The sequence below is a fragment of the Streptomyces sp. PL-29 genome, from assembly GCF_058344425.1.
In genome coordinates, this window is record NZ_CP136996.1 from 5,838,568 (window position 1) to 5,861,710 (window position 23,143).

The following is a 23,143-nucleotide window of genomic DNA, read 5'->3' on the forward strand; positions in this document are numbered from 1 at the left end:
TTGGGATACTGACCGGATGCCACGTGTACTGCTGATCGAGGACGACCCTTCCGTCCGCGAGGGGGTGGGCCTCGGCCTGCGCCGCCGCGGCCACGACGTGCGGGCCGCCGAGACCGGGGAGGACGGACTCGCCCTGATGGCGGCCTTCCGACCCGAGCTCGTGCTGCTGGACCTGATGCTGCCCGGCATCAACGGCGTCCAGGTCTGCCACCGCATCCGCCAGACCAGCGAGGTTCCGATCATCATGCTCACCGCACGTGGCGACGACTTCGACATCGTCATCGGGCTGGAGGCGGGCGCCGACGACTACATCGTCAAACCCGCCCGCACCGAGGTCATCGAAGCCCGCATCAAGGCCGTCCTGCGCCGGCTCAGCGACCCGGTGGGGTCCCGTCCCGGCATCGAGACGCACGGCGAACTCGCCATCGACCGCGCCGGGCTGACCGTCGCGAAGAACGGCGACCGCGTCGCCCTCGCCCCCAGCGAGATCAAGCTCCTGCTGCACCTGTCGGCCTCGCCCGAGCAGGTCTTCTCCCGCCAGCAGCTCCTGGAGTACGTCTGGGACCACAGCTACCACGCCGACGCCCGGCTCGTGGACGCCTGCGTACGCCGCCTGCGCCACAAGATCGAGGACCCCGCCCGCAGCCCCCGCTACATACAGACCGTGCGCGGCTTCGGCTACCGCTTCGGCCCCCTGTAGGCCGCGGTGCGACGCATAGCCCCCCTGGGGCTGCGCACCCGGCTGATAGCGGCCTTCCTCCTGGTCGCCGCGATCAGCGCGGGAACCACCGCGGCCCTGACCTACCAGCAGGCGCGCAACGCCATCCTCAAACAGACCCAGGACACCGCCGTCAGCACCCTGCGCGACCAGGTCGAGCAGCAGCAGCTCCAGTTGCCGCTGGACCAGCAGGAACTGCAGCGCATCGTCATCGAGCTCGGCAAGCGCGGCAAACCCCACCCGTGGATCGTCTTCGGCGAGTACGGCGGCCTACGCGTCTCCACCAACCCCGGCACGCCCACGTCCACCGTGATCACCGACAGCCTGCGCGACCGGGTCCGCAACAACCAGTACGCCGCCTTCCAGCGCGTCGAGGACCAGCGCGGCAACCCCTGGCTCACGATCGGCGTCCCCGCGGTCTTCGAGCACAACGGATTCACCGATTCCACCGGCGTCGTCTTCTACGCCAGCGTCCCGCTCTCCGGCGAGAAGCAGACCGTCGAAGCCATGGTCGAGGCCGCCCAGCAGGGCGCCGTACCGGGCCTGGCCATCGCCGTCGTCCCCGCCCTGCTGGCCGCCCGCAGCGTGCTGCGGCCGGTCCGCGACATGCGCCGCGCCGCACAGAAACTGGGACGCGGCCGCCTCGACACCCGCATCGAGGTCCGCGGCGCGGACGAACTCGCCGGACTCGCCCGCACCTTCAACGAGACCGCCCGAGCCCTGGAACAGTCCGTACGCGAACTCCAGGAGGCCGAGGTCCGGGCCCGCCGCTTCGCCTCCGACGTCTCCCACGAACTACGCACCCCGCTCGCCGGGATGCTCGCCGTGACCGAGGTCCTCGACGAGGACGCCGCGCGCCTGGACGCCGACACCGCCAAGGCCCTGCGCCTGGTCAGCGCCGAGACCGGCAAACTCGCCGTTCTCGTCGAGGACCTCATGGAGATCTCCCGCTTCGACGCCCGGGCCGCCGAGCTCAACCTCGACGACGTGGACATCGCCGAAGCCGTCCGCAAGACGCTCGAACGGCGCCACTGGGACGACCACCGCGTCACCACCGCGCTGCCCCACGGCGTACGCGCCCGCCTCGACCCGCGCCGCTTCGACGTGGTCCTCGCCAACCTCGTCGGCAACGCCCTGCGGCACGGCGGCGCCCCCGTCCACGTCACCGTGCGCACCGCACCCGGCGAGAACGGCGAACGGCTCCTCGTCGACGTCGCCGACAGCGGACCCGGCATCGCCCCCGAGGTGCTGCCGCACATCTTCGACCGCTTCTTCAAGGCCGACGCCGCCCGGACCCGTTCCGCCGGCAGCGGCCTCGGACTCGCCATCACCCTGGAGAACGTCCGCCTGCACGGCGGCACCCTCCGGGCGGGCAACCGGCCCGCCGGCGGTGCCCTCTTCACCCTCGACATGCCGCTGGAGGCCCGCGCATGACAGGGCGCACGACGAGAGCCCGCGCCGCGGCGGCCACCGCCGCGCTGGCGGCCAGCGCCCTGCTGCTCGCCGGATGCGGGATCAAGCGCACCGGGGTGATCGAGAGCGGCCACGCCGCCGCCGTCGGCATCCCCGGCGGTAAGAAGGCCGCCGTCCTCTACTTCGTCGCCAAGGAGGGTGACCGGCTCGTCCCGGTCCCCTTCCCGCTCAGCAGCGAGTACATCATCGCGCCCGTACCGCTGGTGCGGCTGCTGCTCCAGGGGCCCACCGGTCCGGCTTCGGCGGCCGGACTCACCACGGCGCTGCCGCAGGTCTCCGACGAGCAGGTGGACGCGGTGGCGGTGAGCAAGTACGCACCGGACAAGGGGTTGACGGTCAGCGTCCCCTTCGCGGTGGGAGGCCTCTCGGAGCTGGCCCGCAACCAGCTGGTGTGCACCCTCGGCGTCTCCGCGGTGCCGGACACCCTCAGCCGGGTCAGCATCAAGGGCACCGACACCGTCCTTCCCGCCGCCGACTGCGACCCCCGGCGCTGACGCCCGGCGGCTCCGGCCCGCAGGGGCGGCGCCCTTGCGGGCGCGACCGCACGCCCGCCACCGTGGCCGCATGGACCACGCCGCGGACATCCCCGACATCTTCGACCCACGCATCTACGCCGCCGCGGTCCCGCACGACCGCTACCGGCTGCTGCGCGACCGCCACCCCGTGGCCCGGCAGGCGGAGCCCGAGATCGAGGGCTGGCCCGCCGGCCCCGGTTTCTGGGCCGTCACCCGGCACGCCGACGTCGTCCGGGTCCTGCGCGACCACCGGACGTACTCCTCCTGGCTGGGCGCCACCCAGATCCGCGACCCCGACCCGGCCGACCTGCCCTTCCTACGCCGCACCATGCTCAACCAGGATCCCCCCGAGCACGGCGGACTGCGCCGCCTGGTGGCCCGCGCCTTCACCCCGGCCCGCGTCGACGCCTTCACGGGGCGCGTGCGCGACCGGGCCCGCACACTGCTGGCCGCGGCCCGGGACGCGGCCGAGGACGGCGCCGCCGACATCGTCCGAACCGTCACCGACGAGTACGCGCTCCTCAACCTCACCGACCTGCTCGGCATCCCGCCCGCCGACCGGGCCCTGCTGCTGGAATGGACCGTACGGGTCATCGGCTACCAGGACCCGGAAGACACCCCCGCCCCGCTCCTCGACCCCGACGGCAAGCCCCGCAACCCGCGCTCACCGGCGCTGCTCGGCGAGATGTTCGGGTACGCCCGCGCACTCGCCGCCCACAAACGCCGACACCCCGGCGACGACGTGATGACCGCCCTGGCCACCGCCGGGCTCGACCCGGCCGAACTGGAGATGTTCTTCTTCCTGCTCACCGTGGCGGGCAACGACACCGTGCGCAGCGCCGCCCCCGGAGGCCTGCTCGCCCTCGCCCACGCCCCGGACGAGTACCGCCGGCTCGCCGAGGGGAACGTGCCCCCGGAACGCGCCGTCGACGAACTCCTGCGCGTCCACCCACCGGTCCTCAGCTTCCGCCGCACCGCCGCCGTCGACCACGAACTGGCCGGACAGCCGGTCCGGACCGGTGACAAGGTCGTCGTCCTCCACGCCTCCGCCAACCACGACGAACGCGTCTTCACCGACCCGGGCCGCCTGGACCTCGGCCGCACGCCCAACCCGCACGTGTCCTTCGGGGACGGCCCGCACGTCTGTCTCGGCGCGCACTTCGCCCGCCTCCAGCTGCGCACCCTCTACCAGGAGTGGTGTACTGCCATGCCCGCACCCGAACTCACCGACCCGCCAAGGCGGTTGGTATCCAACTTCATCAACGGGATCACACGGCTGCCGCTGCGGGTGTCCGGGCCGGCCCGGTGACGTCCGCGACCAGCTCGGTCACGTCCGGCCCGTAGGCGTCGGAGTTGACCACCTTCAGCACCAGGCAGAAGGAGCCCACCCCGTACCTGCGCGCCAGCCGCGTGTGGTGTCGGCCCAGGTACCGGGCGGCCGCCTGGTTGCTGACCGCGGTCTGGCCCGAGAGCAGGAACACCGGACGGCCGCCCTCCCCGCCCACCAGCCGGGCCAGCACCACGAACTCCTCCAGCCCCTTGCGCCACCGGTAAGTCTCCCCGCCCACCGTGATCGCGCCCCGGTCCTCGTGCTGCTCGGTCTCGGTGTTCACGGTGATCCCCGGCAGCATGGACGCCAGGTGCGCCGTGGTGCGGGCGTTGGACGACGGCCCGCCGACGCAGAACTCGGCCCGGTCGCCGAACCCCTGACGGGCCGTGTCATGCGTGACGATCTGGACGTTCGCCCCGCAGTCCTTGATCAGGGCGGAGATCTCCAGCAGGGCGAAGGCGTCGTTGCGGTGCAGGGAGGAATCCTTTCCCCCCATCTGCCGATTGACCACGAACAGGCAGTCGGAGCCGGTCGGCAGCCCGAAGAACGCCTGCTTGCGGCGGAGCGCGCGCCGCCAGAGGAAGGTCCGGGAGAACCAGCCGAACCCACCGCTGACGGCGGCGGCTATCACCCCGAGCACGATGTTGCGCACGTCGTCGTTCATGCGCCGGATGCTAGTACGCCGACCGGCGGGGTTCACCGGGCCGCGGTCCCGGCACGGCACCTCGCCGCGTCACCGGACCGCGTGGGCCGGCCGCGGCGGGACCACCGCCGGGGCCCGATCCGGTCGGTCCGGCCGTACGGCGCGCCCCCGCCGACGCCCTGACGGGGCGGCGGGCCCGGCGCTAGGCTCGGCCCACGCTGCCACTGGAGGTCCGGATGCACCGTCCCGCCGTAGCCCGCACGTTACCGCTGCTGACCGTCGTCGCCGCGCTCGCCGCGACCACGGCCGCCCCGCCCGCCGCCGCGACCCCGGCCCCACCGGCGAAGGCGCCCGTCGCCGTCGGCTACGGCGGAGCCGTCGCCAGCGTCGACGCCGACGCCTCGGCCGCCGGGATCGCCGTGCTGCGCGCCGGCGGCAACGCCGTCGACGCGGCCGTCGCCACCGCCGCCGCACTGGGGGTCACCGAGCCCTATTCGGCGGGCATCGGGGGCGGAGGCTACTTCGTCTACTACGACGCCCGCTCGCACCGGGTGCACACCATCGACGGCCGGGAGACCGCCCCGGCCACCGCCACGGCCGCCCTGTTCCAGGAGAACGGCCTGCCCATCCCCTTCGCCGAGGGCCAGACCAGCGGCCTCGGCGTCGGTGTCCCCGGCACCGCGGCCACCTGGAAGAGCGCACTCGACGCCTGGGGCAGCCGCCCGCTGCGCCACCTGCTCAAGCCCGCCGAGAGACTGGCCCGCGACGGCTTCACGGTGGACGCCACCTTCCGGGCCCAGACCGAGCTCAACGAGGCGCGGTTCCGGGACTTCCCGGACACCGCCAAGCTCTTCCTGCCCGGCGGCTCCCTGCCCGCCGTCGGCTCCACCTTCAAGAACCCCGACCTCGCCGACACCTACGCCGAACTGGCACGCAAGGGCACCGGCGCCCTCTACCGGGGCCGCATCGCCGACGACATCGTCCGCGCCGTCCGCACGCCCCCGGTGGACCCCGCGGCCACCCGTACGGTCCGGGCGGGTGACCTGACCGCCGGGGATCTGCGCGCGTACGGCACCAAGCGGCAGACCCCGACCCGGGTGAACTACCGGGGCCTGGACGTCTACAGCATGGCGCCCTCGTCCTCCGGCGGCACCACGGTCGGCGAGGCGCTGAACATCCTGGAACGGACCGACCTCGCGAAGCTCTCCGACGCCCAGTACCTGCACCACCTCATCGAGGCCTCCCGGATCTCCTTCGCCGACCGCGGACGCTGGGTCGGCGACCCGGCCGCCGAGGACGTACCGACACGCGAACTGCTCTCGCAGCGGTTCGCCGACTCCCGAGCCTGCCTGATCAGGCCCGACCGGGCCCTGACCAGCCCGCTGGCCCCCGGCGACCCGCGCAGCCCGCAGCCCTGTGCCACCACCGGGCAGGCCGCCCCCACCACGTACGAGGGCGAGAACACCACGCACCTGACGGTCGCCGACCGGTGGGGCAACGTCGTCTCCTACACCCTGACCATCGAGTCCACCGGGGGCAGCGCGATCACGGTCCCCGGCCGCGGGTTCCTGCTCAACAACGAGCTCACCGACTTCTCCTTCGCCCCGGCGGCCCCCGGAGTCCCGGACCCGAACCTGCCCGGCCCCGGCAAGCGGCCGCGCTCGTCGATGTCCCCGACGATCGTGCTGGACCACGGCCGGCCGGTGCTGGCGGTCGGGTCGCCCGGCGGTGCCACGATCATCACCACCGTCCTGCAGACCCTGACCGGCCACCTGGACCGGGGCCTGCCGCTCGTCGACGCCATCGCCACGCCACGGGCCAGCCAGCGCAACCAGACCACCACCGAGCTGGAGCCGGGCCTGTGGAACAGTCCGCTGCGCGCCGAACTGGAAGCCCTGGGCCAGGGCTTCCGACAGAACCCGGAGATCGGCGCCGCCACCGGCGTCCAGCGGCTGCCCGACGGCCGCTGGCTCGCGGCGGCCGAGACCTCCCGACGCGGCGGTGGCTCGGCCATGGTCGTACACCCGCACGGCACATGGTGAAGGACGCCCCAGGAGGACGGAGCACGGACGGACCGTGGTGAGGACCCCGGCCCGCGTCCGGTGATCGCGACCGCGGGCTCCGCACGGGCGGCGCGGGTGCCGTCGGCGGAGCGCGGGGTCCGGTCGTCGCCGACGCCGTCGCACCGGGCGGCGTCCGTGCCACCGCGATCGTGCCGTTCGGGCGGGAGCCGGGGCCGAACGGCCCAAACTGCGGTGGGACGTGCGGCGGGCGGGGCAGACGTCAGGGCGTGTCAGCAACGAACGCAGCCAAGCGACTCGGATGCGCAGCCGTCGGCGCCCTCCTCGCGGGAGGCCTGCTGCTGGCGGCGTGCGCCCTGCCGGACGGCCGTCCGGGAACCGTGCACGACGCGGACGGGCGCGGCCGCACGGGACCCGCTGAGCCGGGCGGTCCGCACGGCCGCTGAGCGGTGAGCTGACGTTCCGGCCCCCGACAGGTGGCGCGAGGTGCCCATCCGCCGCCGGGGCGCGCCGCGCCCGGGACGTGGGCGCGCCGTGTCGCCCCCCACCCCGCCCTTGCCCCACCCGGCCCCGGCCCACCTCACCCCACCCCATCCGGCAGGCCGGGTCCGGCCGATGCGGCGGCGGTGGGCCGGGTCGCCGGCCGTCCGCGCTAGGGTCCGGGTATGGGTCTCCAGCAGCTCGGCAGCGCGCGGTACGTCAGCCTCACCACGTTCCGCAAGGACGGCACGCCCGTGGCCACGCCCGTGTGGGCGGTCGCCGACGGGGGTGAGCTGTACGTGTGGACGCGCAGCGATTCGTGGAAGGTCAAGCGCATCCGCAACGACGGGCGGGTCACCGTCGCCGCGTGCGACGTGCGCGGGCGCCTGGAGGAGGGGACTCCCGTGTACGAGGGGCAAGCCCGGCTGCTCGACGACGACGGCCTGCGCCGGGTGCGCAAGCTGATGTCGCGCAAGTACACCTGGCAGTTCTGGGCGGTGGACGTGCCCGCCGCTCTGGTGCGGCGGGGCAAGCGCCCGCACACCGCGATCGCCGTCAAGCTTTGAGACTCCCGTAGCCCGCCCGTAACACGGGTGGGGTCCAATGCGGTCATGGAGACCGCGACTTCACTTGCGATCAGTCAACTCTCCGGATATTTGCGGGGGTTGACGCAGAGGCTGGATGCCGGAGCGGGCTGGTACGGGGAGTTCCTGCGTCGGGATCCGGAGGGCATGCGGGCCTGCCTGGACGGGGTGGCGATACCTCCGTGGGACGTGGTGGAGTCGCTGCTGCGGGACCTGGCGGGGGTGGGCGGCGCGGAGCTCGCGGCGCGGGAGACGGTATACGCCGCGCGGCTGCGGGCGGCAGCGGTCACCGTGTGGGACCGGCTGCCGGGGGGCGGCGAAGAACTGCGGACCCTGCTCGCGGCGGCCGCGGCCCAGCGGGCCGAATCGGAGGCCGCCCTGCGGACCCTGACCGCACGGCTCGGCGGGACCGCAGACCGGGCCCAGACCGAAGCCCTGACCCGCGAACTGTCCTGGACCCAGGACGACGTGGCCCGCGCCGCGGCCCGCCACGAGGACCTGGCGGCCCGCCTGGCCGCCCTGGAGGCCGCCCCGTCGCAGGTCGTCCCCCAGCAGCGGCCCGCACGTCCGCCCCGGCCCGCTAGCGGAACGGACCCGCGACCGGTACCTGCGCCCCGTGCGGGCGTACCCGCCGGGCCCGCCGGGGACACCGCCCCGGCGGGCACCCGGCAGGCGTCCCCGGCCGAAGCGGGTGCGGGGCCGGAGGATCCGGGCCCGCAGGCCGCGGAACCGGGGGCTGCCGCGTCCGCCCGGACCGCTGCACGGCCGGGAGCCCGGCCGCAGGACGGGGCCGGCGGGGCCGACGAGGGCGCGACGGCGGTGCTGCCGCCCGTCGGGCGGGCCGAGGGACGGTGGCTGCGCGGGGCGCGGCGGGTCGGGGGTGCCCGGTACGCCGGGACGGCGGCTTCCGAGCCCCTGGCGTTCACCCCGCCTCCCGGCCACCCGGACGCCCACGCCCCGGGTGGGCCGGGCAGCCCGGAAGCCCGTCCCGCCCCGCGCGGTGCCCGGTTCGGCCCGCCGAAGGCCGCACCCGAGCCGCAGCCCGAGCCGCAGCCCGAGCCCGCGGCCGTACCGGAGGCCGCGCCCGAGCCCGCGCCACCGCCCGGCAGGCCGCGGGCCGTCGCCGCCGAACTGCTCGCCCTGCGCGCGCAGGGGCGTACTGGTGAGGCGCACGCCCTGCTCTGCCAGGCCGCGGCCTGGCCCGCCGGACAGTTGCCCGCCCTGGCCGCCGAACTCGCCCGCGCGGGGCTCACCGCCGACTGGGCCACCCTGCTCTGGGAAGCGGCTTCGCTGCCGCCCGAACGGCTCGCGGCCGCCGCAGCGGCCCTCGGCGACGCCGGCCGGGAGGCCGACCGTGACGCCCTGTTGCGTCAGGGCGTCGCCCGCCCCTCCGCCGAGGTCGCGGACGCGGCCCTCGCGCTCGGCGCGGCCGGCCGGAACCGGGAGGCCGACGCCCTGCTCGGAGCCTTCGTGCGGGTCCGCACCGCGGAGGAGGCCGCCGCCCTGGCCCGGTACGACCCGCGGTGGCTCGCCCCCCGTCTGCTCCAGGCGGCCGGTTTACTCTCCGGCGCCCGCCACCGCGACCTCCTGCACGCCCTGCGGGTGGCCGGCATCGTCGCCACCTAGTACTCCAGCAGGATCCTACGGTCTGACCTGCGGGTTTCGCGGGGCGGCTGGAGTGCAGCGGCTCGCGGAGCGGTCAGGGGCAGGAGCGTAAGCGGCCACCCCAAGGGGCCGCAACGCCCGTCGATGACCGCGCTTGCGGCGGTGGGCTCCACGGTCTCCCTTGCGGTACGGGTGAGCGTGGAGAGGCGGGCACCACGACGGAGGCCGATACGGAGGCGGGGACGGGGCCGTGTTGCGGACACCCCCCGCTTCATGTCGTCAAAGCCCCGCCTGCTGACCGCTATCGACCACCGCGCGACGTAACGTGATCGACTACTCCAACCGTGCACGGCGGTCTTGCCCCACGCTGTGGCGAGGCCTACGTTCTACTCCCTACGCACTCCGTCTACGTGCGTAGAACCGGCGTTCCCGTCGCAAGGAGCAGCTCATGGCCCAAGTCGTCCGCGCCGCGCTGGTCCAGGCCACCTGGACCGGAGACACCGAATCGATGATCGCCAAGCACGAGGAGTACGCCCGTCGGGCCGCCGCCGAAGGCGCGAAGATCATCGGCTTCCAGGAAGTGTTCAACGCCCCCTACTTCTGCCAGGTTCAGGAGCCCGAGCACTACCGCTGGGCCGAGGCCGTCCCCGACGGCCCGACCGTCCGCCGCATGCAGGACCTCGCCCGCGAGACCGGGATGGTCATCGTCGTCCCCGTCTTCGAGCTGGAGAGCGAGGGCTTCTACTACAACACCGCCGCCGTCATCGACGCCGACGGCAGCTACCTCGGCAAGTACCGCAAGCACCACATCCCGCAGGTCAAGGGCTTCTGGGAGAAGTACTACTTCCGCCCGGGCAACCTGGGCTGGCCCGTCTTCGACACCGCCGTCGGCCGGATCGGCGTCTACATCTGCTACGACCGCCACTTCCCCGAGGGCTGGCGCCAACTGGGCCTGGCCGGAGCCCAACTGGTCTACAACCCGTCCGCCACCCACCGTGGCCTCTCCGCCTACCTGTGGCAGCTGGAGCAGCCCGCCGCGGCCGTCGCCAACGAGTACTTCATCGCGGCCATCAACCGGGTCGGCCAGGAGGAGTACGGCGACAACGACTTCTACGGCACCAGCTACTTCGTTGACCCGCGCGGCCGGTTCGTCGGCGACGTCGCCAGCGACAAGGAGGAAGAACTCCTCGTCCGCGACCTCGACTTCGACCAGATCAAGGAGGTCCGCGACCAGTGGGCCTTCTACCGCGACCGTCGCCCCGACGCCTACGGAGGGCTCGTACAGCCGTGACCGACCCCACCCCGCTCCACCACCGCCATCGCACCGTCCTGCCCGACTGGCTCGCGCTCTACTACGAGAACCCCATCGAGCTCACCCACGGCGAGGGGCGCCATGTCTGGGACGCCGACGGCAAGCGCTACCTCGACTTCTTCGGCGGCATCCTCACCACGATGACCGCCCACGCCCTGCCCGAGGTCACCAAGGCCGTCGCCGAGCAGGCCGGGCGGATCATCCACTCCTCCACCCTGTACCTCAACCGGCCGATGATCGAGCTGGCCGAGCGGGTCGCCGCCCTGTCCGGCATCCCCGACGCCCGCGTCTTCTTCACCACCTCGGGCACCGAGGCCAACGACACCGCCCTGCTCCTGGCGACGACGTACCGGCGCTCCAACCAGATCCTGGCGATGCGCAACAGCTACCACGGCAGGTCCTTCTCCACGGTCTCCGTGACCGGCAACCGCAGCTGGTCGCCGACCAGCCTCTCACCGCTGCAGACGTACTACGTCCACGGCGCCGTCCGCACCCGCGGCCCCTTCGCCCACCTCGACGACACCGCCTTCACCGCCGCGGCCGTCGCCGACCTCCAGGACGTACTGGGCCAGGCCCGCGGGGGTGTGGCCGCGCTCATCGCCGAACCGGTTCAGGGCGTCGGGGGCTTCACGTCCCCGCCCGACGGCCTGTACGGAGCCTTCCGCGAGGTCCTCGACCGCCACGGCATCCTCTGGATCAGCGACGAGGTGCAGACCGGATGGGGCCGCACCGGCGACCACTTCTGGGGCTGGCAAGCCCACGCCCAGAACGGCCCGCCGGACATCCTCACCTTCGCCAAGGGCATCGGCAACGGCATGTCCATCGGCGGCGTCGTCGCCCGCGCCGAGGTGATGAACTGCCTGGACTCCAACTCCATCTCCACCTTCGGCGGCTCGCCCGTCACCATGGCGGCCGGCATCGCCAATCTCGGCTACCTGCTGGAACACGACCTCCAGGGCAACGCCCGCCGCGTCGGCGGCCTGCTGCTGGAACGGCTGCGCGGCATTGCCGCCACCGTTCCCGCCGTACGGGAGGTCCGCGGCCGGGGCCTGATGGCGGGCATCGAGCTGACCAGGCCCGGCACGGACGAGGCCGACCCGGCCGCCGCCTCCGCCGTGCTGGAGGCCGCCCGCGAAGGCGGCCTGCTGCTCGGTAAGGGCGGTGGCTACAACACCAGCGTGCTGCGCGTCGCGCCGCCGCTCTCCCTCACCGTTGCCGAGGCGGAGGAGGGCGCCGAGATCCTCGAACGGGCACTCCGTCAAGCGAACCGGGTCGACTAGGGGGAACCACGCATGAGCAACCGCACTCTCATCAGCGGTGGCCTGGTCGTCACCGCCGCGGACGAACTCCACGCGGACGTCCTGATCGAGGACGGCCGCGTGGCGGCGCTCGCCGCGCACGGCTCCGCGGCCGCCGGGGCCTGGACGGCCGGACGCACGATCGACGCGACCGGCAAGTACGTCATCCCGGGAGGGGTCGACGCGCACACCCACATGGAGCTGCCCTTCGGCGGGACCTCCGCATCGGACACCTTCGAGACCGGGACGCGGGCCGCGGCCTGGGGTGGTACGACGACGATCATCGACTTCGCGGTCCAGTCGCAGGGGCAGTCCCTGCGGGCCGGCCTGGACGCCTGGTACGCCAAGGCCGACGGGAACTGCGCGATCGACTACGCCTTCCACATGATCGTGTCGGACGTCAACGAGCACACGCTCAAGGAAATGGACGGACTCGTCGAGGAAGGCGTGAGTTCGTTCAAACTGTTCATGGCGTATCCGGGGGTCTTCTACTCGGACGACGGCCAGATCCTGCGCGCGATGCAGCGGGCGTCCTCCAACGGCGGCCTGATCATGATGCACGCGGAGAACGGCATCGCCATCGATGTCCTCATCGAGCAGGCCCTGGCGCGCGGCGAGACCGATCCGCGCCACCACGGCGAGGTCCGCAAGGTGCTCCTGGAGGCCGAGGCCACCCACCGCGCCATCCAGCTCGCGCGGGTGGCCGGCGCCCCGCTGTATGTCGTGCACGTCTCGGCGCAGGAAGCGGTGGCGGAGCTGGCCGCCGCCCGGGACAAGGGGCTCCCGGTCTTCGGGGAGACGTGCCCGCAGTACCTGTTTCTGTCCACCGACAACCTGGCCGAGCCGGACTTCCAGGGCGCCAAGTACGTCTGCTCCACCCCGCTGCGGCCCCGGGAACACCAGGCCGCCCTGTGGCAGGGTCTGCGGACCAACGACCTCCAGGTCGTCTCCACCGACCACTGCCCTTTCTGCTTCCGCGGCCAGAAGGAACTGGGACGGGGCGACTTCTCGAAGATCCCCAACGGGCTCCCGGGCGTGGAGAACCGCATGGACCTCCTGCACCAGGCGGTGGTGGACGGCCACATCAGCCGCCGCAGGTGGATCGAGATCGCCTGCGCCACACCCGCCCGGATGTTCGGGCTCTACCCGCAGAAGGGCACTATCGCGCCGGGCTCCGACGCCGACATCGTGCTCTACGATCCGCACGCCGAGCAGGTCATCTCCGCCGAGACGCACCACATGAACGTGGACTACTCGGCGTACGAGGGCAGGCGGATCACCGGCCGCGTCGACACCGTCCTCTCGCGCGGTGAACTCGTCGTCGATCGGCGCGAGTACATCGGCCGGGCCGGCCACGGTGCCTTCGTCCACCGCTCCACCTGCCAGTACCTGTAAGGGGGCGCCGGGGCCCGCACGCCCCGGGGCCCGTACTCCCCAGCAAGGAGCACCGCATGGACTTCGGCCTCGTCCTGCAGACCGACCCGCCCGCCTCCCAGGTCATCAGCCTCATGAAGCGCGCCGAGCGCAACGGCTTCCGCTACGGCTGGACCTTCGACTCCGCCGTCCTCTGGCAGGAGCCCTTCGTCATCTACAGCCAGATCCTCGCCAACACCGCCAAGCTCCACATCGGCCCGATGGTGACCAACCCGGGCACCCGCACCTGGGAGGTCACCGCCTCGACCTTCGCGACCCTCAACGACATGTACGGCAACCGCACCGTCTGCGGGATCGGCCGCGGCGACTCCGCGATGCGGGTCGCGGGCCGCGCTCCCAACACCCTGGCCCGCCTCGGCGAGGCCATGGACGTCATCCGTGACCTCGCCGAGGGCCGCGAGGCGTCCGTCGACGGCAGCCCGGTCCGCATCCCGTGGATCAAGGACGGCAGACTCCCCGTCTGGATGGCCGCGTACGGCCCCAAGGCACTCGCGCTGGCCGGGCAGAAGGCGGACGGGTTCATCCTCCAGCTCGCCGACCCCTACCTCACCGAGTGGATGATCAAGGCGGTGCGGCAGGCCGCGGTCGAGGCGGGCCGGGACCCGTCCGCGATCACGATCTGTGTGGCGGCGCCTGCGTACGTCGGTGACGACCTGGCCCACGCCCGCGATCAGTGCCGCTGGTTCGGCGGGATGGTCGGCAACCACGTCGCCGACCTCGTCTCCCGCTACGGCGAGCACTCCGGCATGGTCCCCGACGAGCTCACCGACTACGTCAAAGCCCGCCAGGGCTACGACTACAGCCACCACGGCCGCGCCGGGAACCCGTCCACGGACTTCGTCCCCGACGAGATCGTCGACCGGTTCTGCCTGCTGGGCCCGGCCGAGGCGCACATCGAGAAGCTGCGGGCGCTGCGCGACCTGGGCGTCGACCAGTTCGCGGTCTACGACATGCACGACGCGAAGGAGTCCACGATCGACGCGTATGGCGCGCAGATCATCCCCGCCCTGAACGCTTGACCCCGCCCCCGCCGGCCCGGCCGCCGAGGCCCGGGCCGGCCGGCGGGTTCACCCGGAGGCCACCCGGTGTCCGACTCCTGTCCGACGGCGGCGGTGCGGTTTGTCGGCCGGGCGTGCTTTGCTGGAGGCATGATCGATGAGTTCCTGGCCCATGGCCTGCCCGATGTGGAAGAAGCCGTCCGCAAGGCGGCGGCGATCGAGATCATGCCGAGATTCAGGCAGCTCGCCGAGCACGAGGTCGACCAGAAGAGCGGCCCGCACGACCTGGTGACCGTCGCCGACCGCAAGGCCGAGGAACACCTCACGGCCTCCCTCACCCGACTGCTGCCCGGTTCGGTCGTGGTCGGCGAAGAAGCCGTCCACGCCGACCCCGCCGTGTACGAGGCACTGCGCGCGGACGCCCCGGTGTGGATCGTCGACCCGGTCGACGGAACCCGCCAGTTCGTGAACGGGCGACCCGGCCTTCTGCACCCTGGTCGCCCTGGCGCTGCGCGGCGAGATACTCGCTTCCTGGACCTTCGCCCCGGCGCTGGAGGAGCTCGCGACCGCCGTGCACGGGCAGGGCGCGTACGTCAACGGCCAGCGGATACGCAGCGGTTCGCCCGAGCCCGGTGCCGACCTGCGGGTCGCCACCGCCCACCCCCTCTACACCAGCGACGAGAACAAGCGCACCCTGGCCCGGCTGGACGTGCCCGGGATCGCGGCCAGGCCCTGCGGTTCGGCAGGCCTGGAGTACCTGAAGGTGGCGCGCGGGGAGATGGACGCCCTCGCCTTCACGTGGCCCTCGGCCTGGGACCACGCGGCCGGGCTGCTGTTGGTCGCCGAGTCCGGCGGAGCACAGAGCACCGTCGAGGGGGTCTCCTTCCGGGTGGACCGCGACAATGCCCTGCCGTTCGCTGTCGGACGGGACGAGGCGACCGCCGTGCGCGTCCGCGATCTGCTCCGGGGCGCGTAGGGGGTCCGGGACCGCCCGTACGTCGCCATATCCTGGGGGTGCAGGCGCCGCCGCCGGAAACGAAGGAGTCGCAAGTGCCGTCGATTTTCGATGTGGTCGTGGTGGGGGCGGGCCCCAACGGGCTGACGGCCGCCGTCGAACTGGCCCGGCGCGGCTTCTCGGTGGCCGTCTTCGAGGCCGCCGCCACGGTCGGCGGGGGAGCCCGGACCGAGGAGCTCACCCTGCCCGGCTTCCGGCACGACCCCTGCGCGGCGGTGCACCCGCTGGGCGCCGGTTCGCCGGTCTTCGCCACGATGCCGTTGAAGCGGTACGGACTGGAATGGCTGCACGCCCCGCTTCCCATGGCGCACCCCTTCGACGACGGGACGGCCGCCGTCCTCGCGCGCTCCGTTGCGGAGACGGCGGCGTCCTTCGGGCCGCGCGACGCGGGCGCCTACCGGCGCCTGGTCGGACCCTTCCTCGGCCGATGGGACACCCTGGCCCGGGACTTCATGTCCCTGCCGGACACCGCACTGCCCCGTGACCCGGTGACCCTCGCCCGCTTCGGGCTGGCCGGCCTGCCGCCCTCCACCTGGCTGCTGCGCCGCTTCCGGGACGAACGGGCGCGGGCGCTGTTCGCGGGGCTCGTGGCCCACGTCATCGCACCGCTCGGCGGGATCGGGACCGGTGGCGTCGGCCTGGTCTTCGCCCTCGCCGCCCACGCGGGCGGCTGGCCCATGGCCCGCGGCGGCTCCCAGTCGATCTCCGACGCCCTGGCCTCCTACCTGCGCGACCTCGGTGGAGCGATCCACACGGACTTCGAGGTCAAGCGGCTCGACGACCTCCCGCCCGCCCGCGCCTACGTCTTTGACACCTCGCCCACGGCGTTGGCCCGGATCGCCCGATTGGGCCGCGCCTACGACGGCTACCGGTACGGCGCCTCCGTTTTCAAGATCGACTACGCGCTGGACGGACCGGTTCCGTGGACGGCGGAGGAGCCGCGCCGCGCCGGCACCGTCCAGATCGGCCCGCGCACACGCGACATCGACGCCGCCCTGCAGCTCGCCTCGGCCGGCCGGGCCCCCCGCACGCCGTTCCTGATCACTGCCCAGCCCAGCCTGGCCGACCCCGGCCGGGCCCCCGAGGGCAAGCACGTCTTCTGGGCGTACGGCCACGTCCCCGCGGGCTGGGACGGCGACCTCACCGATGCCGTCGAGCGCCAACTGGAGCGCTTCGCCCCGGGCTTCCGCGACCGGGTCCTGGCCCGCGCCACGGCCGGACCGCCCCAGCTCGCCGCCCGCAACCCCAACTACGTCGGCGGCGACATCGCCTGCGGGGCCGCATCGGGCCTGCAGCTCCTGCTGCGCCCCCGGCTCAGCCTCTCCCCCTACACCACCGCCCACCCGGCGGTCTTCATCTGCTCCTCGGCGACCCCGCCGGGCCCGGGCGTCCACGGCATGTCCGGCCACAACGCCGCCAAGGCGGTCTGGCGCCACCTGCGCCAGACCTCCTGAGGCGCTGCCCGCCCCCCCCGAACCGTGAAAGGACTTCCGATGGTGCGCATCACACTGGTACGCGGCGACATCACCGCCGAGAAGGCCGACGCCATCGTCAACGCCGCGAATTCCTCACTGCTCGGCGGCGGCGGGGTCGACGGCGCCATCCACCGCAAGGGCGGCCCGGAGATCCTCGCCGCCTGCGAGGACCTGCGGCGCGGGCACTACGGCAAGGGACTGCCGACGGGCCGGGCCGTCGCCACCACCGCCGGCCGACTGGCCGCCGAGCACGTCATCCACACGGTGGGGCCCGTCTGGTCGCGCGAGGAGGACCGGTCGGACCTGCTCGCCTCCTGCTACCGCGAGTCGCTGCGCGTCGCCGACGAGCTGGGGGCTCGTACGGTGGCCTTCCCGGCCATCTCCACCGGTATCTACGGCTGGCCCATGGACGACGGGGCGCGGATCGCGGTCCGGACGGTCCTGGCCGCCCGCACCGAGGTCGAGGAGGCGCGCTTCGTCCTCTTCGACGCCGCCGCGTACGCCGCCTTCGAGGCCGCGGTCGGATCCTCTCTCCAGGACCCGTCCGGCGGATCGCGGCCGGGGCCCTGACCCACCGGCCCGGCCCGGAGCCGTGACCGGCCGGGCCTTCCCCGGCCCGGCGGGATCCGTCAGGCCATCGGCCGGGTCGTCCGCCGAATCGTCAGCGCGGTCGCCGCGAGGCGCCCGGCGCGGGCTTCGGATAGGTCCTGGACTGCTTCACGCTGCCGTACGCGAAGCTCGACTCGATCGAGGCGATGCCCGGGATGGCATGGATGCGGTGGCGCACCAGGGCCTCGTAGGCCTCCAGGTCCTCGATGACGACTCTGAGCAGGTAGTCGCTGCTCCCCGCCATCAAGTAGCAGTCCTGGATGTGCTCGATGCCGGCCACGTGCTCCTCGAAGAGCCGCACCGCCTCCGCCGTGTGCCGCTCCAGCCGGATCCGGACGAAGACGGTCACCGGCAGCCCGTAGGCGACCTGGTCGACCATGGCCGTGTAGCCGCGGATCAGGCCCGCCTCCTCCAATCGCCGGACCCGGCGCAGGCAGGGTGACGGGGACAGCCGGACGCGGTCGGCCAGTTCCTGGTTGGAAAGGCGCCCGTCCGTCTGCAATTCCCGGATGATCTGCAGATCGACTGCGTCCATGGCCCCTCCTTGGCAGATCCTGCCCCAAACGTATGTCCGAGAGGCAGAACTGGCAATCGGCTGCCCCGGCAAAAGCTCTAGCGTTGCCCGTGAGCGGGCCGGACCGGCCCGTGTTCCAGAGGCTGGAGTGGATCCCTTGGTCGCGACGCACACCACCCGGGCGACCCTGCCTCCCGATGCGGCGGGCCCGCGTGCCGGACACCCCGGCCGGCGCGGGCTCTCCCCCCAGGCCCAGGGCATGCTGGCCCTGCTGGTGACGGTCTCGATCTGGGCCGCGTTCGCGCTCAGCGCCCGCGCCCTGAGCGGTTCCTCGCTGCTGCCGGCCGATGCGGCCCTGCTGCGGTTCGGCCTGCCTCCCGTCCTCCTCCTCCCCGCCCTGTGGCGGCGCCGCCGCGCCATCGCCGCGGTGCGGCCGGGCCCCGCGCTGAAGATCGTCTGTGGTGCCGGGGTGCCCTTCTTCCTGGCCGCGATGCACGGCGGAGCCCTGACCTCCGCGGCCTTCGTCGGGTCCATCGTCCCCGGCATGGTCCCGCTCTTCGTGTCCCTGATCATGATCCGGCGCGGTCACGGCGTGCCCAGGGGCACCCAGGCGATCGGCCTCGCCCTGATCGCGGCCGGTGTCATCGCCCTGGTCTGGCGCTACGTCGTCCCCGTGGACACGGACGTCCTCGCCGGCTCCGGCATCCTCCTGGTCGCGAGCGGCCTGTGGGCCCTCTACACGGTGGGGCTGCGCGAGGTGGACCTCGATCCCGTCGGCTCGATCGGACTGCTCTGCCTGCCCTCCTTCGCGATCATCGGGCTCCTCGTCCTGACCGGCGTCCTGCCCACCGGGATCGCGCACGCCGCGGGTGCAGACATCGCCCTGTTCCTGGTCGTGCAGGGCCTCGGCGTGGGGCTGTGCGCGGGCCTGCTCTACGCCTTCGCGATCCGCCGCCTCGGCGCCGAACGCAGCTCCGCCGTCGGCAGCCTCAGCCCCGTCGCGGTGGTCCTCCTCGCCATCCCCCTGCTCGGCGAATCACCCACCGCCGCCGTCCTGGCCGGCGTCCCCCTGATCACCGCCGGCGTCGTCCTCGCCAACCGCCGCCCCCGCCCCCGACCCGAGGTCCCCGCAGATGCTTGAGCTCCTTCCCACGCCGCCCACCGACCCGCTGTGGGACCTGACCTACGAGTTCGGCGGCGACGAGCGGCCCGAACGCCTGAACCTGGTCCTCGGCGTCTACCGGGACCAGACCGGCACCACCCCGGTCATGGCCGCCGTCCGCGAGGCCGAGATACGGCTGGCGCAGCTCTCGGAGTCCAAGGAGTACCGAGGGCTCTCCGGCAACACCGCCTTCAACCGGTCCCTGCTGGACCTGGTGCTGGGCCCGGACGGGCCCGTCGAGCGGGCCGCGGCCGTCCAGACCGTCGCGGGCTCCGGCGCGCTGCGGCTGCTCGCCGACCTGATCCACCGCACCCGGCCTGGCGCCACGGTGTGGATCAGCGACCCGGCCTACGTCAACCACCGGCCCATCCTGGAGGCCGCCGGGCTGACGGTGCGCACCTACGGGTGGCGGGACGCCGAGGGCGGCTTCGACACGGCCGGAGTGCTGCGGGAGCTGGCCGGCGCCGGGCGCGACGACGTCGTCCTGCTCCAGGGGTGCTGCCACAACCCCTCGGGGGTCGACCCGCTGCTGGACGACTGGGAGGCGCTGGCCGAGTCGGCCGAGCGCGGCGGCTGGGTGCCCTTCGTCGACCTCGCCTACCACGGGCTCGGCGACGGGCTGGAGGGCGACCTGCTGGCCACTCGGATGCTGGCGGCCCGGGTGCCCGAGATGCTGATCGCCGTGAGCTGCTCGAAGAACTTCGGCCTCTACAGCGACCGCGTCGGCTGCGCCATGGTGCTCGGGACCTCGGGGCGGGCCGTGCGGCACGCCGAGACGGCCCTGCAGAACGCGGCCCGGACCCTGTACTCGATGCCGCCCGAGCACGGCGCCGCCGTCGTGACCACGATCCTGCAGGACGAGGAGCTGCGGGCCTCCTGGCGGGCGGAGCTGGACGTCATGCGCGGCCGGATCACGGCCAACCGGGCGGACCTGGCCGGGCACCTCACCGCGCTCGGCTGCACGGAGCAGGCGCGCTCGCTGGCCCGACAGAAGGGCATGTTCTCGATGCTGGCGCTGACCCCGCACCAGATGCTGCGGCTGCGCAGGCAGTACGCCATCTACGGGACGACCTCGGGGCGGATCAACATCGCCGGCATCCCGGCCCACCGGATCCCGTGCCTGGCCCGGGGGATCGCAGGGGTCCTGGACACGGTCGAACCTCGCCCGCGCGAACTGGCCTGAGGTCGCTGCCCGGCGCTTCCGCAGGCGGGGGCGGTCGGCGCTTCGCGCGCTGCGCCGCCCCTTGGCGCGCACCCGGCCTGAGGGTCCCCGAATGCCCCGGGACGACTCGCCGGACGTACGCTGGAAGCGATTCGCGTCGCGCTCCGCACGAGGCCGGCGGGAGGTGTGGGCATGACCGCAGCGCCGGATTTCCGGGTCGCCCGAGGGCCCGGCGCCACCGTATGGGCACCCGAGACCGTCACGGCCGACCCCTACAACGCCCAGACCCCCTCGGCCGCGCTGGCCGAGCCCGTCACCCCCGTGGCCGCCTTCTTCGTACGCGACCACTTCGGCATCCCGCCCACCGGCGCCGGACGGTGGCGCCTGCACGTCGGTGGCGCCGTGGCCACCGCTTTCTCCATTGGCCGTGAAGAGCTCCTCGCGCTGGAGCACCGCGCGCTCGACGTCGTCGTGGAATGCGCGGGGAACGGCCGGAGCCTGATGCGGCCCGCCCCGCCCGGCCTGCCCTGGAGCCAGCGGGCGGTGGGCTGCGCGCGCTTCGAGGGCGTGCCCTTCCGCCTGCTCGCGGACCGCGCCGGGATCGACCCGGAGGCCGTCGAGGTCGTCTTCACCGGAGCGGATTCCGGCACCGTGCACGGCCGCCGCACCCCCTTCGAACGCAGCCTCCCGCTCGGCGTGGCCCGCCACCCGGACACCCTCCTCGCCACCCGCATGAACGGTGAGCCGCTCACCCCCGAGCACGGCGCCCCGGTCCGCCTCGTGGTTCCCGGCCGGTACGCCGTCGCGGATGTGAAGTGGCTGGTCGGGGTGCGGGTCGTGACCGCCCCCTTCGGCGGGGTCTTCCAGGCCGAGGAATACCTCTACACCGCCGCGCGCGGTACCCCCGAAGGCCCCGTGACGACCCTGCGGGTCAAGTCGCTCATCACCGAGCCGGCCCCGGACGAGGACCTGCGCCGGGGCCGTGCGGTCGTGGTCCGGGGCCATGCCTGGTCGGGCGGCGGGGTGCCCGTGTCCAGGGTCGAGGTCCGGGCCGAGCACCAGGACGAGGCCGGCGACCCGGACCACGTCCGGGGCTGGCACGAAGCCGTCCTCTCACCACCGGCCGGCCCCTACGCCTGGACCGGCTGGACCTACCGGTGGACCCCGCAGCAGCCGGGACCCTACCGGCTGCTGTCCCGTGCCACCGACGCCCGCGGCGTCGCACAGCCGCTGCAGGCCCCGTGGAACGCCCATGGCTACGGCTGCAACCCCGTGGCCTCCGTCGAGGTGGTGGTCGTATGAGTCGCGTGAACGGTTCCGGGGCGGCGATCGAGGCCCTCGCCACCCCGTCGTTGGGGGACACCAGCTACCTGCTCGTCAGCGGTGACGAGGCCGCCCTCGTCGACCCGCAGCGGGACGTCTGGGAGGTGGTGGACTCCTGCGCCGCCCGGCGGGTCCGGATCCGTTACGTCCTGGAGACGCACGTGCACAACGACTACGTCTCGGGCGCGCTGGAGGTCCGGGCGGCCACCGGTGCCACCGTCGCCGGGCCGGCCCGCGCCCCGTACGCCTTCGACCACCTGCCCCTGGCCGAGGACGACGAGATCCGCGTCGGCGACGCGACCGTGCGCGCCGTGGAAACCCCGGGTCACACCGCCGAGCACACCTCCTACCTGGTCTTCGACGACACGGACCGGGCCCCGTCCGCCGTCTTCACCGGAGGCAGTCTCCTCGTCGGTAGTGCCGGCCGGACCGACCTGTCGGGAAGCGGCCGTACGGAGGAACTCGCCCGGGCCCAGTACCGGACGCTGCGCCGCCTCGCCCTGCTCCCCGACGGCACCCGCGTGCTACCGACGCACGGCGCGGGCAGTTCCTGCGCGGCCGGCCCGGTGTCGGGGGAGCGGACCAGCACGGTCGGCGCGGAGCGGCGCAGCAACCCCGTGCTGACCGCCCAGGACGAGGAAGAGTTCGTCCGGGGACGGATGTCGGGACTGCCCCCGTACCCCGCCTACTACCGCCACATGGCGCCGGTCAACCGGCACGGGCCGCAGGTCCTCGGCGGCCCGCCCGTCCTCCGGCCGCTCACCCCGGCCATGGTCGAGGGGCTCGCCGGCGGTGGCGCCCAGATCGTCGACGGGCGCGACCGGGCGGCCTTCGCCGCGGGCCACCTGCCCGGCTCGATCTGCGACGAGCTCGACGAGCGCTTCGCGAGCCTGGTCGGCGAGGTCGTGCCCTTCGGTACGCGACTGGTCCTCGTGCTGCCCGAACCGGCCGGGGACGCCGCCCACGAGGCGATGGTCCAGCTCCTGCGGATCGGTTACGACGATGTCGCCGGGTACCTCGCGGGAGGTGCCGACGCCTGGGCGGCGGCCGGCCGTCCGCTGCGCGCCTTCCGCACCGCGGACGCGGCCGCCCTGGTCGGGGACCTCGACCGCAGGCGGGTGCTCGACGTGCGGCCGGAGCGCCCCGAGGGCGGCATCCCCGGCTCCCTGGCCGTGCCCCTCGCCGAACTGCCCCGCAGGATCGGCGAGCTGCCCCGGGACCGGGAGATCTGGGTGGTGTGCGGCAGCGGCCGCCGGGCGGCCGTCGCGGCGGGTCTGGTCGACCGGGCGGGGATCCCGGTGACCGCAGTGATCAGTGGCGGGGTGCAGGAGCTGCTGGCGCATGCGTGACGGACGGCGTCCCGGGCCTGCGGTCGGGAGGCCGGACGGCCCCGCGGCGCGGTTTCCCGCCGCTCCCGCGGAGGTAGGGCTCCATACCAGCCCCTTCCGGAGGACACAGAGCCCGGCGCCGAT

Annotated in this window: 20 protein-coding genes and 1 pseudogene; 19 read left to right on the plus strand and 2 right to left on the minus strand. The window is 73.6% G+C overall.

Going from position 1 to position 23,143, the window contains the following annotated elements:
- Positions 1 to 16: 16 nt before the first annotated feature.
- The 4 genes from R4Z63_RS26765 to R4Z63_RS26780 all read left to right on the plus strand — a co-directional run bounded on the left by R4Z63_RS26765 (position 17) and on the right by R4Z63_RS26780 (position 4,015).
- Positions 17 to 700: a response regulator transcription factor gene (locus tag R4Z63_RS26765; RefSeq protein WP_037915752.1), complete on the plus strand. Its 684-nt coding sequence runs from the start codon at positions 17 to 19 to the stop codon at positions 698 to 700.
- A gap of 6 nt (positions 701 to 706) precedes the next feature.
- Positions 707 to 2,152, plus strand: coding sequence for a sensor histidine kinase (locus R4Z63_RS26770; RefSeq protein ID WP_037915755.1), 1,446 nt, complete (start codon positions 707 to 709; stop codon positions 2,150 to 2,152).
- Positions 2,149 to 2,685, plus strand: a complete 537-nt coding sequence (locus R4Z63_RS26775) for a hypothetical protein (RefSeq protein WP_384446854.1) — start codon at positions 2,149 to 2,151, stop codon at positions 2,683 to 2,685. Before R4Z63_RS26770 ends, R4Z63_RS26775 begins: the two co-directional genes overlap by 4 nt.
- 70 nt (positions 2,686 to 2,755) lie before the next feature.
- Positions 2,756 to 4,015 carry a cytochrome P450 gene (locus tag R4Z63_RS26780; RefSeq protein WP_384446852.1) on the plus strand — a complete coding sequence of 420 codons (1,260 nt, stop codon included), beginning with the start codon at positions 2,756 to 2,758 and terminating at the stop codon, positions 4,013 to 4,015.
- Here the strand turns inward: R4Z63_RS26780 and R4Z63_RS26785 are convergent.
- Positions 3,975 to 4,700 (minus strand): hypothetical protein, encoded by a 726-nt coding sequence (locus R4Z63_RS26785; protein ID WP_037915762.1) that lies wholly within the window; start codon positions 4,698 to 4,700, stop codon positions 3,975 to 3,977. The two genes, R4Z63_RS26780 and R4Z63_RS26785, sit on opposite strands and share 41 nt — an antisense overlap.
- Positions 4,701 to 4,915: 215 nt before the next feature.
- Between R4Z63_RS26785 and ggt the strand changes: the two genes are divergently transcribed.
- The 11 genes and pseudogenes from ggt (at position 4,916) to R4Z63_RS26840 (ending at position 17,471) form a co-directional block, all read left to right on the plus strand.
- Entirely contained in the window at positions 4,916 to 6,721 is a 1,806-nt protein-coding gene (ggt, locus tag R4Z63_RS26790; protein WP_078555781.1) for a gamma-glutamyltransferase, read from the plus strand.
- A 248-nt stretch (positions 6,722 to 6,969) separates the two neighbouring features.
- Entirely contained in the window at positions 6,970 to 7,146 is a 177-nt protein-coding gene (locus R4Z63_RS26795) for a hypothetical protein (protein ID WP_157840144.1), read from the plus strand.
- 219 nt (positions 7,147 to 7,365) lie between these two features.
- Positions 7,366 to 7,746 (plus strand): PPOX class F420-dependent oxidoreductase, encoded by a 381-nt coding sequence (locus R4Z63_RS26800; protein WP_037915767.1) that lies wholly within the window; start codon positions 7,366 to 7,368, stop codon positions 7,744 to 7,746.
- Positions 7,747 to 7,845: 99 nt separating this feature from the next.
- Positions 7,846 to 9,390 (plus strand): hypothetical protein, encoded by a 1,545-nt coding sequence (locus R4Z63_RS26805; protein WP_384446849.1) that lies wholly within the window; start codon positions 7,846 to 7,848, stop codon positions 9,388 to 9,390.
- 427 nt (positions 9,391 to 9,817) lie between these two features.
- Positions 9,818 to 10,660 (plus strand): nitrilase-related carbon-nitrogen hydrolase, encoded by an 843-nt coding sequence (locus tag R4Z63_RS26810; protein WP_037915772.1) that lies wholly within the window; start codon positions 9,818 to 9,820, stop codon positions 10,658 to 10,660.
- Entirely contained in the window at positions 10,657 to 11,961 is a 1,305-nt protein-coding gene (locus R4Z63_RS26815) for an aspartate aminotransferase family protein (RefSeq protein ID WP_384446847.1), read from the plus strand. Before R4Z63_RS26810 ends, R4Z63_RS26815 begins: the two co-directional genes overlap by 4 nt.
- Before the next feature lie 12 nt (positions 11,962 to 11,973).
- Positions 11,974 to 13,374, plus strand: coding sequence for a dihydropyrimidinase (gene hydA, locus R4Z63_RS26820; RefSeq protein ID WP_037915776.1), 1,401 nt, complete (start codon positions 11,974 to 11,976; stop codon positions 13,372 to 13,374).
- Between the two features lie 56 nt (positions 13,375 to 13,430).
- The gene (locus R4Z63_RS26825) at positions 13,431 to 14,432 is read left to right on the plus strand and encodes a TIGR03842 family LLM class F420-dependent oxidoreductase (RefSeq protein WP_384446844.1); all 1,002 of its coding nucleotides are present in this window, start codon (positions 13,431 to 13,433) and stop codon (positions 14,430 to 14,432) included.
- Positions 14,433 to 14,561: 129 nt separating this feature from the next.
- A pseudogene (locus tag R4Z63_RS26830) lies at positions 14,562 to 15,387 on the plus strand (inositol monophosphatase family protein).
- Between the two features lie 74 nt (positions 15,388 to 15,461).
- Complete coding sequence (locus R4Z63_RS26835) at positions 15,462 to 16,880, plus strand: phytoene desaturase family protein (RefSeq protein WP_384446840.1); 1,419 nt, start codon at positions 15,462 to 15,464, stop codon at positions 16,878 to 16,880.
- Positions 16,881 to 16,919: 39 nt separating this feature from the next.
- Entirely contained in the window at positions 16,920 to 17,471 is a 552-nt protein-coding gene (locus R4Z63_RS26840; RefSeq protein ID WP_384446838.1) for an O-acetyl-ADP-ribose deacetylase, read from the plus strand.
- Between the two features lie 91 nt (positions 17,472 to 17,562).
- On the opposite strand, the gene R4Z63_RS26845 is transcribed toward R4Z63_RS26840, so the two are convergent.
- The gene (locus tag R4Z63_RS26845) at positions 17,563 to 18,045 is read right to left on the minus strand and encodes an Lrp/AsnC family transcriptional regulator (protein ID WP_037915785.1); all 483 of its coding nucleotides are present in this window, start codon (positions 18,043 to 18,045) and stop codon (positions 17,563 to 17,565) included.
- A gap of 136 nt (positions 18,046 to 18,181) precedes the next feature.
- Between R4Z63_RS26845 and R4Z63_RS26850 the strand changes: the two genes are divergently transcribed.
- From R4Z63_RS26850 to R4Z63_RS26865, 4 genes are all read left to right on the plus strand, one after another.
- Positions 18,182 to 19,165, plus strand: coding sequence for a DMT family transporter (locus R4Z63_RS26850; protein ID WP_384446835.1), 984 nt, complete (start codon positions 18,182 to 18,184; stop codon positions 19,163 to 19,165).
- Positions 19,158 to 20,369, plus strand: a complete 1,212-nt coding sequence (locus tag R4Z63_RS26855) for an amino acid aminotransferase (protein WP_037915787.1) — start codon at positions 19,158 to 19,160, stop codon at positions 20,367 to 20,369. The genes R4Z63_RS26850 and R4Z63_RS26855 overlap by 8 nt, the downstream gene beginning before the upstream one ends.
- A 171-nt stretch (positions 20,370 to 20,540) precedes the next feature.
- Complete coding sequence (locus R4Z63_RS26860; protein ID WP_384446833.1) at positions 20,541 to 21,650, plus strand: molybdopterin-dependent oxidoreductase; 1,110 nt, start codon at positions 20,541 to 20,543, stop codon at positions 21,648 to 21,650.
- Positions 21,647 to 23,020, plus strand: coding sequence for an MBL fold metallo-hydrolase (locus tag R4Z63_RS26865; protein ID WP_063890537.1), 1,374 nt, complete (start codon positions 21,647 to 21,649; stop codon positions 23,018 to 23,020). The genes R4Z63_RS26860 and R4Z63_RS26865 overlap by 4 nt, the downstream gene beginning before the upstream one ends.
- The last annotated feature ends 123 nt before the right edge of the window (positions 23,021 to 23,143 follow it).

Bases quoted from the DNA above. Each gene is read 5' to 3' on its own strand.
- R4Z63_RS26765 (WP_037915752.1), top strand. From the start codon at position 17: ATGCCACGTGTACTGCTGATCGAGGACGACCCTTCCGTCCGCGAGGGG.
- R4Z63_RS26845 (WP_037915785.1), bottom strand. From the start codon at position 18,045: ATGGACGCAGTCGATCTGCAGATCATCCGGGAATTGCAGACGGACGGG.
- hydA (WP_037915776.1), top strand. From the start codon at position 11,974: ATGAGCAACCGCACTCTCATCAGCGGTGGCCTGGTCGTCACCGCCGCG.
- R4Z63_RS26865 (WP_063890537.1), top strand. From the start codon at position 21,647: ATGAGTCGCGTGAACGGTTCCGGGGCGGCGATCGAGGCCCTCGCCACC.
- R4Z63_RS26800 (WP_037915767.1), top strand. From the start codon at position 7,366: ATGGGTCTCCAGCAGCTCGGCAGCGCGCGGTACGTCAGCCTCACCACG.
- ggt (WP_078555781.1), top strand. From the start codon at position 4,916: ATGCACCGTCCCGCCGTAGCCCGCACGTTACCGCTGCTGACCGTCGTC.
- R4Z63_RS26785 (WP_037915762.1), bottom strand. From the start codon at position 4,700: ATGAACGACGACGTGCGCAACATCGTGCTCGGGGTGATAGCCGCCGCC.
- R4Z63_RS26855 (WP_037915787.1), top strand. From the start codon at position 19,158: ATGCTTGAGCTCCTTCCCACGCCGCCCACCGACCCGCTGTGGGACCTG.
- R4Z63_RS26825 (WP_384446844.1), top strand. From the start codon at position 13,431: ATGGACTTCGGCCTCGTCCTGCAGACCGACCCGCCCGCCTCCCAGGTC.
- R4Z63_RS26780 (WP_384446852.1), top strand. From the start codon at position 2,756: ATGGACCACGCCGCGGACATCCCCGACATCTTCGACCCACGCATCTAC.
- R4Z63_RS26860 (WP_384446833.1), top strand. From the start codon at position 20,541: ATGACCGCAGCGCCGGATTTCCGGGTCGCCCGAGGGCCCGGCGCCACC.
- R4Z63_RS26840 (WP_384446838.1), top strand. From the start codon at position 16,920: ATGGTGCGCATCACACTGGTACGCGGCGACATCACCGCCGAGAAGGCC.
- R4Z63_RS26810 (WP_037915772.1), top strand. From the start codon at position 9,818: ATGGCCCAAGTCGTCCGCGCCGCGCTGGTCCAGGCCACCTGGACCGGA.
- R4Z63_RS26775 (WP_384446854.1), top strand. From the start codon at position 2,149: ATGACAGGGCGCACGACGAGAGCCCGCGCCGCGGCGGCCACCGCCGCG.